The sequence below is a fragment of the Jiangella muralis genome, assembly GCF_001270745.1.
GTDB lineage: Bacteria > Actinomycetota > Actinomycetes > Jiangellales > Jiangellaceae > Jiangella > Jiangella muralis.
On sequence record NZ_KQ434755.1, the window covers coordinates 137,638 to 150,883 of the forward strand.

At 70.5% G+C, this 13,246-nt stretch carries 14 protein-coding genes; 8 read left to right on the top strand and 6 right to left on the bottom strand.

Annotated features, from left to right (window positions below):
* Positions 1-79: 79 nt before the first annotated feature.
* The 7 genes from ACW62_RS10960 to ACW62_RS10990 all read left to right on the top strand — a co-directional run bounded on the left by ACW62_RS10960 (position 80) and on the right by ACW62_RS10990 (position 5,988).
* Positions 80-1,132, top strand: coding sequence for a Gfo/Idh/MocA family protein (locus ACW62_RS10960; protein ID WP_169792036.1), 1,053 nt, complete (start codon positions 80-82; stop codon positions 1,130-1,132).
* A gap of 52 nt (positions 1,133-1,184) precedes the next feature.
* Positions 1,185-2,381 carry a Gfo/Idh/MocA family protein gene (locus ACW62_RS10965; RefSeq protein ID WP_053204147.1) on the top strand — a complete coding sequence of 399 codons (1,197 nt, stop codon included), beginning with the start codon at positions 1,185-1,187 and terminating at the stop codon, positions 2,379-2,381.
* Between the two features lie 47 nt (positions 2,382-2,428).
* The gene (locus ACW62_RS10970) at positions 2,429-3,388 is read left to right on the top strand and encodes a sigma-70 family RNA polymerase sigma factor (RefSeq protein WP_205629281.1); all 960 of its coding nucleotides are present in this window, start codon (positions 2,429-2,431) and stop codon (positions 3,386-3,388) included.
* Between the two features lie 57 nt (positions 3,389-3,445).
* The gene (locus tag ACW62_RS10975; protein ID WP_053204340.1) at positions 3,446-4,360 is read left to right on the top strand and encodes an NADP-dependent oxidoreductase; all 915 of its coding nucleotides are present in this window, start codon (positions 3,446-3,448) and stop codon (positions 4,358-4,360) included.
* A gap of 95 nt (positions 4,361-4,455) precedes the next feature.
* Entirely contained in the window at positions 4,456-4,818 is a 363-nt protein-coding gene (locus ACW62_RS10980; protein WP_053204341.1) for an ArsR/SmtB family transcription factor, read from the top strand.
* Positions 4,802-5,323 (top strand): SRPBCC family protein, encoded by a 522-nt coding sequence (locus ACW62_RS10985; RefSeq protein WP_053204149.1) that lies wholly within the window; start codon positions 4,802-4,804, stop codon positions 5,321-5,323. Before ACW62_RS10980 ends, ACW62_RS10985 begins: the two co-directional genes overlap by 17 nt.
* Positions 5,323-5,988, top strand: coding sequence for a dihydrofolate reductase family protein (locus ACW62_RS10990; RefSeq protein ID WP_053204150.1), 666 nt, complete (start codon positions 5,323-5,325; stop codon positions 5,986-5,988). The genes ACW62_RS10985 and ACW62_RS10990 overlap by 1 nt, the downstream gene beginning before the upstream one ends.
* A 795-nt stretch (positions 5,989-6,783) precedes the next feature.
* On the opposite strand, the gene ACW62_RS10995 is transcribed toward ACW62_RS10990, so the two are convergent.
* The 3 genes from ACW62_RS10995 to ACW62_RS11005 are packed head-to-tail and all read right to left on the bottom strand — an operon-like array spanning position 6,784 to position 9,508.
* Positions 6,784-7,395 (bottom strand): dihydrofolate reductase family protein, encoded by a 612-nt coding sequence (locus ACW62_RS10995; protein WP_053204151.1) that lies wholly within the window; start codon positions 7,393-7,395, stop codon positions 6,784-6,786.
* Between the two features lie 59 nt (positions 7,396-7,454).
* Positions 7,455-7,922, bottom strand: a complete 468-nt coding sequence (locus ACW62_RS11000; protein WP_053204152.1) for a pyridoxamine 5'-phosphate oxidase family protein — start codon at positions 7,920-7,922, stop codon at positions 7,455-7,457.
* Positions 7,919-9,508, bottom strand: a complete 1,590-nt coding sequence (locus tag ACW62_RS11005) for an MFS transporter (protein ID WP_053204153.1) — start codon at positions 9,506-9,508, stop codon at positions 7,919-7,921. The genes ACW62_RS11000 and ACW62_RS11005 overlap by 4 nt, the downstream gene beginning before the upstream one ends.
* 58 nt (positions 9,509-9,566) lie before the next feature.
* On the opposite strand from ACW62_RS11005, the gene ACW62_RS11010 reads away from it, so the two are divergent.
* The gene (locus ACW62_RS11010; RefSeq protein ID WP_053204154.1) at positions 9,567-10,550 is read left to right on the top strand and encodes an ArsR/SmtB family transcription factor; all 984 of its coding nucleotides are present in this window, start codon (positions 9,567-9,569) and stop codon (positions 10,548-10,550) included.
* A 39-nt stretch (positions 10,551-10,589) separates the two neighbouring features.
* Here ACW62_RS11010 and ACW62_RS11015 read toward each other — a convergent pair whose 3' ends face one another.
* From ACW62_RS11015 to ACW62_RS11025, 3 genes are read right to left on the bottom strand one after another with little or no spacing between them, the layout of a single operon-like run.
* Positions 10,590-11,330, bottom strand: a complete 741-nt coding sequence (locus ACW62_RS11015; RefSeq protein ID WP_053204155.1) for a maleylpyruvate isomerase family mycothiol-dependent enzyme — start codon at positions 11,328-11,330, stop codon at positions 10,590-10,592.
* A complete protein-coding gene (locus ACW62_RS11020) occupies positions 11,331-12,167 on the bottom strand; it encodes a fumarylacetoacetate hydrolase family protein (protein ID WP_053204156.1) in 837 nt (278 codons plus the stop codon).
* On the bottom strand, positions 12,164-13,234 hold the full coding sequence (locus tag ACW62_RS11025) for a cupin domain-containing protein (RefSeq protein WP_240477287.1): 1,071 nt from the start codon (positions 13,232-13,234) through the stop codon (positions 12,164-12,166). The genes ACW62_RS11020 and ACW62_RS11025 overlap by 4 nt, the downstream gene beginning before the upstream one ends.
* Positions 13,235-13,246: the final 12 nt, after the last annotated feature.

Genomic DNA, 13,246 nt, shown 5'->3' on the forward strand with positions numbered 1-13,246 from the left:
TACCAGGAAAGAGCGCTCCCAGCGCACCGACCAGCAGAAAGGCTCGGCCAGCTCTATGGACCCCCTCAAGTCACTGATCGTGGGCACCGGCGTCATCGCTCCCATGCATGTCGAGGCGGTGCGCGCGCAGGGTGGCGCCGCGGTCCTCGTCGGCGCCGTGGACCCGGACGAGGAACGGCGCGCGGCATTCTGCGACACGTTCGACGTCCCGGGCTACGCGGATCTCGAGACGGCGATCGCCGCGTCATCGCCCGACGTCGTCCACCTGTGCACCCCGCCCGTGCTCCACACCGAGCAGGCGATTCTCGTGCTGCGCAGCGGGGCGAACGTGTTCTGCGAGAAGCCTCTGACGGACTCACTGGCGGACGTCGCCCGTCTCGAGGAGGTCGAAGCGCAGAGCCCCGGCCACCTGGTCACCGTCTGCCAATGGCGATTCGGCTCCGCCGCCCGCGCGCTGCGGGACGCCGTCGCGTCGGGAACCCTGGGAGAGCTGAGAACGGGGTTGTGTCACACGATGTTCTTCCGGGATCAGTCCTACTACGACGTCGCATGGCGAGGGCGCTGGGAGTCGGAGCTGGGGGGAGCGACGACCACCAACGGCACGCACGCCATCGACCTCGTCCTCTCGCTGGTTGCCGACTGGCAGGAGGTCTCGGCCTTCACCGCCACGGTCGGGCACCAGATCGAGGTCGAGGACGTGGCCATGGCCAACGTGCGGCTGGCGAACGGCGCGGTCATGAGCTTCGGCGCCTCCACCGTCTCCCCGCGGCAGAACACCGCCGTCCGCCTCGACTTCGAGGAGGGGACGGTCGAGGTCAACGCCGAATACCGGTACACGACGGCGAACTGGGCTTTCACGCCTCGACCCGACGGCAAGGCCGTCGCGCCCTGGGCCGGCGTGCCTGACGTCGGCAGCAGCCACGCGGCGCAGTTCGCGACGATGGTCGATGCCCTCCGCGCCGGTGAGCAGCCGCCGGCTTCGCTCGATCACGTTCGGCCGACCGTCGAGTTCCTCGCGTCGATGTACAAGTCGGCCGTCACGGGCCGAACCGTCAAACGCGGCGAGATCGCGGAAGGCGACCCCTTCTACACCGGAAACCTCAATGGCATGCGAGCGGCAGAACGAGGGTGAGCGGTCCGCGGCCGGCAGGTCGCTCCCGCGCTGAGTACGAGAGGCAACGACGATGACCAGCACCACCCATTCCGGCGCTGCGCCGGCGACGGCTTCCCCTGCCGTGCGCACCGTCCGGATCCTGATGAACGGCGTCACGGGACGCATGGGCAAGAACCAGCACCTGATCCGTTCGATCCTGGCCATCCGTGCCGCCGGCGGCATTGCCGTCGGACCGGGGCAGGCCATCATGCCCGAACCCGTTCTGGTGGGCCGCAACCGGTCCAAGCTGGAGGCGCTGGCAGCCGAGCACGGCGTGGCGGAGGTGACGACCGACCTCGACGCGGCGCTTCGCGAACAGAACGCCGAGATCTACTTCGACGCGCAGCTGACCTCCGCGCGCACCGACGCGGTCCGCCGGGCCATCGCTGCCGGCGTCCACTTGTACTGCGAGAAGCCGCTGGCGCCGACCCTCGGCCAGGCGATGGACATCGTCCGGCTCGCCAACAAGGCGGGGATCAAGCAGGGCATCGTCCAGGACAAGCTGTTCCTGCCCGGGATCGTCAAGCTGCGGCGCGTCATCGAGAGTGGCGCGCTGGGCGACCTCCTGTCGGTTCGAGGGGAGTTCGGGTACTGGGTCTACCCGGGACCCGACCCGGCGCCGCAACGCCCGTCGTGGAACTACAAGGCGAACGAGGGTGGCGGAATCATCTCCGACATGTTCCCGCACTGGCAGTACGTGCTGGAGCACACGGTGGGCCGCCCGATGGCCGTCAGCGCCCGCGGCGCCGTTCACCTCGAGCGGCGGATCGACGAGGCCGGGGCCGCGTACCGCGCCGACGCGGAGGACGCGGTCTACGCCTCCTTCGAGACCGACCGCGGGGTCTTCGTCCAGTTCAACTCGTCGTGGTGCGTGCGCGTGAATCGCGACGAGCTGTTCGAGCTGCAGGTCGACGGGACCCGGGGCAGCGCCGTCGCGGGACTGCTGAACTGCAAGCTCCAGTCCGCCGAGACCACCCCGCGGTCGACCTGGAACCCCGATCTCCCCGACCCGATCGCGCACCGGGCCGGCTGGACACCGGTGCCCGACGTCGCACCGTACGACAACGCGTTCCGCGCCCAGTGGGAACTGTTCCTGCGCCATGTCGTCCTGGACGAGCCGTTCCCGTGGGACTTCCTCGCCGGCGCCCGTGGCATCCAGCTGGCGGAGGTCGCCCACGAATCGTGGGCGTCGCGCCGGTGGCACGACATCGCGGATCTGCCCACCTGAGGACCTGGTCGCGCCCCGCCACCGGTCGACGCCACGATCCCGACGAGTTGCGCGTCACCTACGCCGAACCGGCGGCGCTGTGCGGCCATGATGGGGTTGTGTCCGAGTGGCAGCTTGTTGCGGGTGTCGAGCGGGATCGTCTGGTGGGTTTGGCGTACCGGATGCTCGGGACCGTTGCGGACGCCGAGGACGCCGTGCAGGAAGCGTTCGTGCGCTGGTACCGGCTCGCCGACCAGGTCCGGGCGGACGTGACCAACCCCGTGGGGTGGTTCGCCAAGACGACGAGCCGGGTCTGTCTGGACGTGTTGAAGAGCGCCTCCCGACGCCACGACCTCTACGTCGGTCCGTGGCTGCCCGAGCCGATCCCTGACGGTCGGTTCCGTGTCACGGCGCCGCTCAGGGCGCGCGACCCTGCGGAGCATGCGGTCACAGCGGAGTCGGTGAGCATGGCGCTGCTGGTCGTGATGGAGTCGATGACGCCGGCCGAGCGCGTCGCGTTCGTGCTCCGGGACGTGTTCGACTACCCCGTCGCGGACATCGCGGAGGTGCTCGGCCGTTCACTCGGCGCCGTCCGGCAGCTCGCGTCGTCCGCGCGCGCACGGATCGGCGCGAGCGATGCCGAGCCGAGCACCCACGGGGAGAGCGCGCGTCTCACAGAGGCGTTCCGGCACGCCGCGAACACCGGCGACGTGGTGGCTCTGCTGCGCCTACTCGACCCGGGTGTGACGCTCCGCTCCGACGGCGGCGGCGTCGCCAGGGCCGCGCTGAACCCAGTGCATGGTCAGGACAAGGTCGCCCGCTTCATCGTGGGCGTCCTCACCCGGCAGGCGCCGATCACGCTCGCACTCCGGGAGACCGGAGGCGGCGTGGTGCTGACGTTCGAGCGCGACGGAACGGTCACCGGCGTCCTCGAACTGGTGACGGAGGCCGGGAACGTGCGGGATGTGCTGATTCAGTGGAACCCGCACAAGCTGACTCTGTGGCGCGTGGCCGACGCATCGACCTGACGCAGCCAGGGGGTGTGTCGTCTACGTGGTGAACCCGTGGACCAGGAGGACATCACCATGAAGGCCATCACCGTCACCGATCCGGACGCCGGCACCGCTGGCATGACGCTGACCGAGCAGCCCGAACCCGACGCGTCGGAGAACGACGTCATCGTTCGGGTCCACGCGTCCGGATTCACCCCGGGCGAACTGACCTGGCCATCTACGTGGACCGACCGCGCCGGTCGAGACCGCACCCCGAGTATCCCCGGACACGAACTCTCCGGCGTCGTCGCCGAACTCGGATACGGCACGACCGGTCTCACCGTCGGACAGCGCGTGTTCGGCCTCGCCGACTGGACCCGCAACGGCACCCTCGCCGAGTTCGTGGCCGTCGAGGCTCGGAACCTCGCCCCGCTCCCGGCCGACATCGACTTCGTCACCGCCGCGAGCCTGCCGATCTCGGGCCTCACCGCCTGGCAGGGCCTCTTCGAACACGGCCATCTCCGCTCCGGTGAGACCGTGCTGGTGCACGGCGCGGCCGGCGGGGTCGGCTCCGTCGTGACGCAGCTCGCGCGTGAAGTCGGCGCCTATGTCGTCGGCACCGGCCGTACCGCGGACAGAGACGCCGCACTCGGGTTCGGAGCGAACGAGTTCGTCGACCTGGGAACCGGCGAGCTCATCTCGGCCGGACCGGTGGATCTCGTGTTCGACGTCATCGGTGGCGACATCGGGGACCGCTCCGTGGACCTCGTCCGGGCCGGCGGCACGCTCGTCACCATCGCCGGACCACCCACCCGGCGGCCCGCGGACGGCCGCTCCGTGTTCTTCGTCGTGGAGGCCGTCCGCGACCAGCTCACGCAGCTCGCCACGCGCGTCCGCGACGGCCGGCTGCGTGCCGGCGTCGGCACGGTACGACCGCTCGACGACGCCGTCGCGGCGCTCAACCCCACCGAGCGCTCCACGGGCAAGACCATCATCAGCATCGCCTAGGGATCCTAGCCGCAGGGCGGCTCCTGGCCACGCTGTCGATCTTGGCTCGGTCGGCGGGGCGTTGACACTTTCCGATATAGGCATATGATGTGGCGATGGCACGAGCGGCGACGACCTCGGATGCGTTCAACGCGATCGCCGAGCGGCAGCGGCGGGAGATTCTGGTCCTGCTTCAGGGCGGCGAGCGGCCGGTGGCCGAGCTGGCTCGAGGGCTGGGGATGAGCCAGCCGCAGGCGTCCAAGCACCTGCGGGTGCTCCGGGAGGTCGAGCTGGTGCGGGTCCGCAGGGTGGGCAAGCAGCGGCTGTACGGCCTGGACGCTCGCGGGCTGCGGCCGGTGCACGAGTGGCTGGGCGGCTTCGAGCGGTTCTGGAGCGGGAGCTTCGACCGGCTGGACGAGTACGTCCAGGATCTGAAACAGGCACGGCGAGAGGAGCCATCGGATGGCGACGGCCAGTAGCGGCGGTGAGCCCGGTCACGTGATCGCGGACCGCGAGATCGTGATGTCCCGGGTCATCGGCGCACCACGAGAGCTGGTGTTCGAAGCGTTCACGCAGGTCCGGCACCTGTCGCGGTGGTGGGGACCGGAGGGGTTCTCCACCACCACACGGTCCTTCGAGTTCCGCGTCGGCGGCGCCTGGGACTTCGTGATGCACGGGCCGGACGGGACCGACTACCCGGAGTGGATCACCTGGCGTGAGATCGTCCCGCCGGAGCGGATCGCGCTGCTGCATGGCGAGTCCCGCGACGACCCCGACGCCTTCGAGTCGGTGCTGGCCTTCGAGCCGGCCGGCGACGAGACCCGGATCGTGATGCGCACGGTGTTCCCCACCAAGGAACTCCGCGACGAGGCGGTGGAGAAGTACCACGCGATCGAGGGTGGCGAGCAGACGCTGCGCAACCTCGCGGCCTACGTCGCCGAACTCACCCGGAAGGACACCACCCCGAACGGAGCGGAGAGCTGATGGCCGGGAAGGTGTTCTTCAGCGTGACGATGTCGCTCGACGGGTTCATGGCACCCGAGGCCGTGCCCGTCGAGCTCGTCTTCTCGCCCGAAGGTCAGAACGACCCGAGGGTCCAGCGGTGGATGACGAAGTGGTCGGAACTGCAGGCGTGGGCGTTCCCGCAGCGGTGGTTCAGAGAGAACCTCGAGCTCGGCGAGGGTGGCGAGGAAGGCATCGACAACGACATCGCGCGGGCGACGTACGAGCGCACCGGCGTGAGCGTCATGGGCAAGCGGATGTTCGACGCCGGCGAGCTGGCCTGGCCGGAGGAGGCTCCGTTCCACACCCCGGTGTTCGTCGTCACCCACACCAGGCGCGAGCCGTGGGAGCGGCCGGGCGGCACCACCTTCCACTTCGTCAACGACGGCATCGAGAGCGCGCTCGACCGGGCCCGCGCGGCCGCCGGGGGTCGCGACGTGCGCATCGCCGGCGGCGCCGAGACGATCCAGGAGTACCTGGACAACGGCCTGATCGACGAGTTCTCGATCACCCTCGCGCCCGTGCTGTTCGGCACCGGCATCCGCCTGTTCGACCGCGTGGACCCCGCCCGTCTCGCCCTCGATCAGGTCCGGGCGGACGCATCATCCCGGGTGACCCACCTGACCTACACCGCCGGGAAACGCTAGATGAGTGATCCTCGCGCCGGTCAACTCGGTCGGCTCGGGTTTCGCGTTGGCTGGCCGACCGTGCGCCCGGGTCTGACACGTTCGCCGGAGGCTGCCACGTTGGCCGTCCCCCCTTGCGGCCCCGGGCCCTATCAGGGGGACGGGGCAGTCTGGGCACACCTCGCCGTCCGCTGCCGGGGGCCCGGCCACATCACTCGCGGCGGGGGCCCGTCACCCGCGAAAGCACCGTATGGCCGACGACCTTGGCTCTCATCCGGTGCTGCGGCGGGTGACGTGCTCTCCGCGCGGGTCAAGACACCGCCACCTCGATGCCGGCCGACGGTCGCAGGAGTCGAGGACACCAAACGGCGCACCGGCACGAACGGCGAACGCCAGCCAGCTAGGCGAACCGACATCGGCCAACCGTTCGCCCGGGCGGGCCTGTGCCCGCACTTCCCCCGTCCCCCTGATAGCTGCCCGTTCTTAGACCGCGGTGCCGCGGGTCAAGCGGTGCTTCGCTCGCGCGAAGCGCCAATGGGTCCGCTTGAGGCGCGGTGCCGCGGCTGAGAAAATGGGCAGGAGGGGGACGGCCCACTATCGCAAAACGGCGAACTGCGCGACAACGGCGAACCGCTACGCGATCCCCAACGCCACCGTGTGGATTCGCTGCGCCGGGTGGGGCGGATCACTGTTGCCCTGGCAACAGCAGCGCCACCCAGTAAGCACAGTGATCCCACCCAATGCCGCGCCGCCACGCGACGCCCGCTCAAACTCGGTTCGAGTGGCGGAGTTCGGAGACCGGTCTCCCCATGTGCGTCACGCCCGATTCCGAAGCTCATCCGTCGACCGAACCCGGTAGCGGGTGTGCAGCATTTCTGGGCCCTCGAGGGCGCGTACCAGTTCGAGTTCGACGTGCTGGGGAGGCAGGTCGTCGAAGAGCCGGCGGCCCTGCCCGAGCAGCACGGGGATGATCTGCAGGGACATCTCGTCGAGTTCCCCGGCGTGCAGGAGAGCTCGCGCCGCCTCCGCGCCGTGCAGGAGGACGTCCCGGTCGCCGGCGGCCTGCCGGGCCCGCGCCGCGGCCTCGGGGACGTCGGTGACGTAGCGGGCGTGTCCGAACGTGGGTTCCTCGGGGACGGAGCGGGTGAGGACGAAGATCGGGACGCCGTCGTGGTGATCGCCGTTCCAGCGGCCGCCGTGGTCGAACGTGCGCCGGCCGGTGAGGACGGCGCCGGTGGCCATCACGTCGGCCATGACGGTGGCGCCGACCTCATCGACGGGACGGATGGTGCGGGGTCCGCCGTCGTCGGGGAAGAGGGACCGGTGCAAGCGCTCGCCGCCGATCCCGAGTCCCCGGTCGGGCCCGTCGTCCGGCCCCGTGATGAATCCGTCGAGGGACATCCACATGTAGAGCACGATCTTGGCCATGATCCGTTCCTTCCACTTGTGCCGTACGAGATCCGGCCCGTCCGGCCGCGACGCAGCGGCTAGAGGAGCACCGCCATCCGGTGGTCAGAGGTGCGGCCGTGCACCGGGCACGGCTGACTGGACGCCTGCGGACAGAGCATGAAGTGTTCGGTGATCGTCGCCCGGTACGCCCGGTACCCGCCGGGAGGCCGGAAGACCTCGGGCCCCTTGCTGAACGGCGCCGCGCCCAGGTAGATCTCCAGGCCCCGGTCCAGCTCGCGTCCGGTCAGTTCGCCGGCCGTGGCGGCCATGTACACCGCCTCGCCGGAGCCCGGCACCTGCTGCGAGTTGAACACCACGATGCCGATCCGAGGCCGCACCGCGATGTTGCGGGACTGCGTCGCCTCAGGTGAGGAGATCCAGTAGAACGTCGAGTACCCGTCGGCGACGTAGAAGACCGGCGACGCCCACGGCTCGCCGTCCGTGTTCGCGGTCCCGAGCGTCATGAAGCGGTTGCCGTCGAGAATGGCCCGGCCCTTCGTGATCATGGTTCGCATTCCTTGGGTCCTTCCGTCGTCTCATCGGCACGTGGCTTGCTCACGTGCCTGAATGCCCATGCGGCGAGCACAGCCAGGCCGGCGTAGAAGATCGCGCTCACGACGCCGACGACGTGCAGTCCGGAGGTGAACGCCTCGCGGGCCGCGGCCAGTAGGTCGCCGCTCTGTTGTACAGGCAGTCGATCGGCCGCCTCGACCGCGCGGTCGACGCTTTCGCGGGCGGCGCTCGCCACGTCGGGTGGGAGCGAGCCGAGCGCGCCATCGACCTGGCCCCGGTACACCGCGGTCCCGAGCGTGGCGAGCGTGGCGATGCCGAGCCCGAGCCCGAACTCGTTGGTCGTCTGCACGATCGACGCGCCGGAGCCGGCCTGGTCCGACGGCACCGCGCTCATGGCGAGGTGGTTGCAGAGCGCGGCCAGCGGCCCGGTGCCGAGCATGGCGACACACATCGCGACCACGATCGCCCGAGGGCCGGACGCCGAGCCGGCCAGCGTGAAGACCAGGTAGCCGGCCGCCGCGACCGACAGCCCGCCCGCGATCAGGTACGCGGGACGGAGGTGGTTTCCCAGCGACGGGGTGCTCAGGCTGCCGACGATCATCACCACGTTCGGCGCCACCAGGAGCAGCCCGGCCTCCAGCGGGGTGAGACCGGCGACGTTCTGCAGGTACAGGGTGACCAGCAGGAGGCTGCCGGTGCCGACCACGCTGGTCACGAACATCAGCGTCAGCGCGGAGCTGAACGTGCGGTTCGCGAACATGCGCAGGTCGAGCATCGGGTGCTCCAGGCGCCGCTGCCGCCGGACGAACACCAGCGCCGCCGCGACGCCGAACGCCATCGCCCCGGCGGGGAACCACTCCCAGCCGTGCCGAGCCAGCTCCTTGAGCCCGTAGACGAACGGCAGGATCGCCGCGAGCGACAGCGCGACGCTGACGGGGTCGAGCTGGCCGGCCTGCGGCGCCTTCTGATCGGGGAGCAGCGACGGGCCGAACACCAGCAGCAGCACGAGCCCCGGTACGGCGAGGAGGAAGACCGAACCCCACCAGAAGTACTCGAGCAGCACGCCGCCCACGAGCGGGCCGAGCGTCAGCCCGGCCATGAAGCAGGTCAGATAGATGGCGATGGCGCGAGCACGTTGCTTGTCGTCCACGAACATGCCGGTGATCAGCGCCAGCACCGACGGCATCACTGCCGCGCCCGCGATGCCGAGCAGCGCGCGGCTGGCGATGAGCAGGTCCGGGCTGGTGGAGAACGCCGCCGCCACCGAGGCGGCGCCGAACAGGAAGGCACCGATCAGCAACAGCCTCTTCCGGCCGATCCGATCGCCGATGGCGCCCATCGTGACCAGGAGGCTGGCGATCAGCAGGCCGTAGATGTCCACGATCCACAGCTGCTGGACGCCGCTCGGCGCGAGATCGATCGTCAGGTGTGGCACGGCCAGGTACAGCACCGAGAAGTCCATCGTGACGAGAAACGTGGGCAGGCCGAGCAATGCCAGCGCCAGCCACTCGCGTCGCCCTGCCGTGACCACCGCTCGTGGAGGCGCCACAGGTCGTCGGGTCAGGTTCGCTTCGGTCATGGCGTCACTGTGTCCGGCTCCGGCGGCAGCTCCAATCGATTCAGATTATTCTGAATCAGTGACCACCTCGTTCGTCCGGTTCCGGTTCGGCCGGGACGACCTCCTGCGCACCCGCTTCGCCATCTCGCCGCTGATCGAACTCGTCGCGGCGACGTACGTCGTGCGGTTGCCGCGGGAGTTTCCCGAGCATCGGCCGTGGCTCGCCGAGGCGTTGCCGGCGATCGAGGGCCTGGAGCTCGACCTGCTCTACGCCGTCAATCCGCTGCGCCGCCGGATCTGGCCCAACTTCCAGGCCCCACCACCGGTCGCGCCGCATCCGCCGATCGGCGATGAACTCACCAGGATCGGCGGCACCGAACCCGAGGTGGTGCGCGCCGACATGCTGCGGGCCTACCCCGAGGGAGCGCCGGCGGACGCACAACCCTTCCTCGACGATCCGGCGGCCGCCGTCGCCGGCCTGGTCGAACAGTCGCGTTCCTTCTGGGATGCGGCCATCGCGCCCTGGTGGCCGCGGATGTCGGCGTTCCTGGAGAGCGACATCGCGCTGCGCGCGCGACGCCTGGTCACCGTCGGCGGCCGGTCCGCGTTCGACGACATCGACTCCGACGTCACGTCGGACGACTGGAGCTTGACGCTGCACCGGCCGGTGATGGCTTCGCACACCGTCGACCTCGGCGGCCGTGGCCTGCTACTGATTCCGTCGGTCCTCGCCTTCGGAGCCTGGCCACGCGTCGACGACCCGTGGGATCCGGCGTTGACCTACCAGCCGCCGGGATTCGGGGACGTCTGGCTCCGCGACGACCAGGGACCGCAAGCGCTGGAGGAACTCCTCGGCCGGCGACGTGCGACGATCCTGCTCGCGCTGGACCAGCCGGCGTCGACCCAGGCGCTCGCCGCGGGGACGGGGTGGAGCGCGGGTGGCATCAGCACCCACCTCGGCGTGCTGCGCCGGACCGGCCTGGTGGTCCGCCGACGCGACGGACGCGAGGTGCTGTACTCACGGACCGCCACCGGCGGCGCGCTGGTCGCGAGCTGCGCCTGATCCGGTCACGTGCCGCGACCCGCTGGACGGAACGCCACGTCATAGCCACGCCGGCGCCGCCGGCACCGGGCCTCCGCCGAGGGAACCGACCCCAGCGGCTCCGCGGCCGGTCGCCCATCGCGTCACGGCCGCCGCAGTCCCGATGACGCCGGCCGCCGCTTCCTGCGGCGGGTCACGACCGTCGTCGAGGTCCCGGTCGGTGACGACCATGGTGGGCGACGACGTCGATCGCCGTCCCCACGCGGCTCGCACATCGTCGAGCAGCTGATCGAGCAGCCGCGCCGGCAGATCCTCGAATCGGCCCCCGGCGTCGAGGTCGATGGCGTGCACCCACACCTCACGCGTTCGCATCCACACGGTCTCCCGGGCCGGCACTCGCCGGCCCTGAGCGGTGACGACCTCGCTCCGCCACGACGCGTCGTCGAGATCGCGCCATTCCACGTTGAGGTGGATCGCGGCATGATCGGAGAGGTGGCGCAGGGCGGTCGCCGGCAGGGTCGCCGCCAGCTCGATCTCCCGATCCCGTGCCGCCGGCGAGGAGTACATCGGTGTCTCCACGCCACTGGCGGCCCACGCCGTCAGCCGGGTCAGCGCCCGGGCGTTGAGGCCGACGTGGGCGACGATGTGGCGGCGGCTCCACCCCGGCACCAGCGACGGGGCATCCAGTTCCCCGTCGCGGAGGTCACGGACGAAACGGGAGAAGTACGCCTGGCCGCGGCGGGCCAGCAGCAGGGCCGCGGCCAGCGCCGGATCCTCGGTCCGGTCGGTGCGCGCCGCCACCTACGGCTCGATGCGGACGAGGTTGGACTGCTCGCCCAGACCGTCGATGGCGGTCTGCAGCCGGGACCCGTTCGCGAGGTAGCGCGGGGGAGTGCGCGCATGGCCGACGCCGCCGGGAGTGCCGGTGGCGATGACGTCCCCGGGGCTCAGCGTGATCAGCTCCGACACGTAGGCGATCAGGTCGGCGGGATCGAAGACCAGATCGTCGACGCGGGCCGACTGCATCACCTCGCCGTCGACCGTGGTGCGCACCTCCGCCGCCGCCGAATGCTCGTCGGGCGTCACGAGGAACGGACCGAACGGCGTCGCCGCCTGCAGCGTCTTACCCTGCAGCCACTGCGTCGTGCGGTACTGGTAGTCGCGCATCGTGACGTCGTTCAGGACGGCGTAGCCGGCGATCGAGGCCGACGCGGTGTCCCTGTCGGCGCGGAAGCAGGACGAGCCGATGACGACCGCGAGCTCACCCTCCCAGTCCAGGGCCCGCGCCAGGCGGCCGGGCACGACGATGTCGTCGTACGGCCCGGTCACCGCCTCGGGGAACTTGGCGAACAGGGTCGGGTACTCCGGCCGTTCCCGTCCCATCTCGCGGATGTGCGCGGCGTAGTTCAAGCCGACGCAGATCACCTTGCCGGGCCGGGGGACGACCGGGGCCCACCGTCGAGGCTCGAGGCCATGACGCGCATGGGCCGGCCCGTCCGCGGTCTCCGCGCGGACCCGCCACCGCGGATCGCGCAGCAACGTACCGACGTCGACGGCATCGGGGATCTCGACCACCGCAGCGTCATCGACGCGTACCGCCACCGTGCGATCGTCGACTCGAAGGGTCGCCAGTCTCATCGTGTTACTCCTTCGATCAGGGTCCGCGCGAACCCGAGTCGCTCGATCACCGGTGCGTCGCTGAAGCGGAACAGGTCGAACCGGGTCGTGGCCGAGAGCGACCACGGGACCCAGCTGGGGACGACGAAGAGGTCGCCCTTGCCGACGGTGTGCTCGACACCACCGAGGCTGACGCGGCCCTCGCCGTCGAAGACCTGCCAGACCGACGACCCGACCTCATGGCGCGCGCGGGTACTGGCGCCGTCGCGCAACCGGTGGAACTCGCACCGGATCGTGGGCATCACGTCGCCGCCGGTCGTGGGGTTGGAGTACCGGATCGCCGCGTGGCCCTGCTCCACCGTGGCGGGGTGGCCCTCGTCCTCGAGCAGCAGCTGCTCGGTCAGCGCGGCGTCGGTGTGCTCCCAGCGGTAGGCGGTCAACGGCGAGCTGCTGCTGTCGTCGAGGACGGACACCGGCCGCAGCCCCGGATGAGCCCACAGCCGCTCGGCGCGGGAGACCGACGGCGACGCCTCGTCGGTGACCCGGTCCGAGCCGTACTCGAAGAACCCGACGTCGGTCTTGGCCGCGAACGGGATGTCGAGGCCGTCGAGCCATGCCATCGGCCGGTCGGTGTCGTTGTGATGCCCGTGGAAGTTCCAGCCGGGCGTCAGGAGCAGGTCACCTCGGCGCATCGCGACCGGGTCACCGTTGACGACGGTCCAGACCCCCTCGCCCTCGACGACGAACCTGAAGGCGTTCTGCGAGTGCCGGTGCTCCGGCGCGGTCTCGTGCCCGCCGAGATACTGGATCGCCGCCCAGAGCGTCGGCGTCGCGTACCCGGTCCCGGGGAGCCCGGGGTTGACCAGGCCGATCGCACGTCGTTCACCACCTCGCCCGACCGGGACCAGCCGCCCGGATCGTTCGGCGATGTCGAGCAGGCTCGTCCACCGCCACACGTGCGGCACCGCCGCCGGCACCGGCGTGACGGGTTGCAGATCCTCGCGCTGGGTCCACAGCGGGGCGAGATCGTTGTCGCGGAAATCCTGGTACAGCTGCGCAAGCTCCGGGGAGTCCACGTCAGACGTCATCTCCTGCATCGT

Excerpts from the sequence above, each read along its gene's own strand:
- ACW62_RS10965 (WP_053204147.1), top strand. The coding sequence starts at position 1,185 with ATGACCAGCACCACCCATTCCGGCGCTGCGCCGGCGACGGCTTCCCCT.
- ACW62_RS10975 (WP_053204340.1), top strand. The coding sequence starts at position 3,446 with ATGAAGGCCATCACCGTCACCGATCCGGACGCCGGCACCGCTGGCATG.
- ACW62_RS10980 (WP_053204341.1), top strand. The coding sequence starts at position 4,456 with ATGGCACGAGCGGCGACGACCTCGGATGCGTTCAACGCGATCGCCGAG.
- ACW62_RS10985 (WP_053204149.1), top strand. The coding sequence starts at position 4,802 with ATGGCGACGGCCAGTAGCGGCGGTGAGCCCGGTCACGTGATCGCGGAC.
- ACW62_RS10990 (WP_053204150.1), top strand. The coding sequence starts at position 5,323 with ATGGCCGGGAAGGTGTTCTTCAGCGTGACGATGTCGCTCGACGGGTTC.
- ACW62_RS10995 (WP_053204151.1), bottom strand. The coding sequence starts at position 7,395 with ATGGCCAAGATCGTGCTCTACATGTGGATGTCCCTCGACGGATTCATC.
- ACW62_RS11000 (WP_053204152.1), bottom strand. The coding sequence starts at position 7,922 with ATGATCACGAAGGGCCGGGCCATTCTCGACGGCAACCGCTTCATGACG.
- ACW62_RS11005 (WP_053204153.1), bottom strand. The coding sequence starts at position 9,508 with ATGACCGAAGCGAACCTGACCCGACGACCTGTGGCGCCTCCACGAGCG.
- ACW62_RS11020 (WP_053204156.1), bottom strand. The coding sequence starts at position 12,167 with ATGAGACTGGCGACCCTTCGAGTCGACGATCGCACGGTGGCGGTACGC.
- ACW62_RS11025 (WP_240477287.1), bottom strand. The coding sequence starts at position 13,234 with ATGACGTCTGACGTGGACTCCCCGGAGCTTGCGCAGCTGTACCAGGAT.